General features: G+C 70.9%; 2 protein-coding genes. Both read right to left on the reverse strand.

Annotated features, from left to right (window positions below):
- Nucleotides 1-155, reverse strand: a 155-nt coding sequence (locus IE312_RS42840; protein ID WP_229900703.1) for a TetR family transcriptional regulator, incomplete at its 3' end; no start/stop codon positions are given.
- 72 nt (nt 156-227) lie between these two features.
- Nucleotides 228-515, reverse strand: a complete 288-nt coding sequence (locus tag IE312_RS32490) for a YiaA/YiaB family inner membrane protein (protein WP_189985836.1) — start codon at nt 513-515, stop codon at nt 228-230.
- Nucleotides 516-539: the final 24 nt, after the last annotated feature.

Consider the following 539-nt stretch of genomic DNA (forward strand, 5'->3'; position numbering starts at 1 on the left):
CCGGCACGGCCCGCGATGTCCCGGGTCGTCGTCGCGTGGTAGCCACGCTCGGCGAAGGCCTCCACGGCGGCGACGAGCAGCCGCCGGGCCGCGTCAGGGGTGACCTCTTCCCACGGCTCCACTTCGCCGCCGGTCGTCTCCTGCGCCGTACTCATCGCTCGCTCGCCCCTCTCGTGACAGGAGGACCACCATACCGCCGACGGTGAGCGATCGCTTAGCGTGACCGCTCAGAGCTTTTCGAAGGGGTCGTGGTCGGCGAGCAGCTTCTCCAGGCGGGCCTGATCGACGCGGCTCACCAGCTGCCCGGCCTCCTGCCGGTCCCGGACGACCTTGGCCAGGGTGAAGGCGGAGGTGACGAGGTAGAGGACGGCGATCGCCAGGAAGCCGCGCACCCAGGCGTCGGCGTGGAGCCGGAAGATGCCGAGGGCGGTGGCCGCCATGGCGACCGCGAAGGAGGCGACGGCCTGGCCGTAGAACGCGGCCGTGCTCTGCTGCTTGACCGGTGTGTCACTCATGGACAGAGAATCGGCGGACCCGGC

This window comes from Streptomyces capoamus (assembly GCF_014654935.1).
Taxonomy (GTDB): Bacteria; Actinomycetota; Actinomycetes; order Streptomycetales; family Streptomycetaceae; genus Streptomyces; species Streptomyces capoamus.

What these genes read in the sequence shown, in the direction of transcription:
- IE312_RS32490 (WP_189985836.1), bottom strand. Translation starts at nt 515, where the DNA reads ATGAGTGACACACCGGTCAAGCAGCAGAGCACGGCCGCGTTCTACGGC.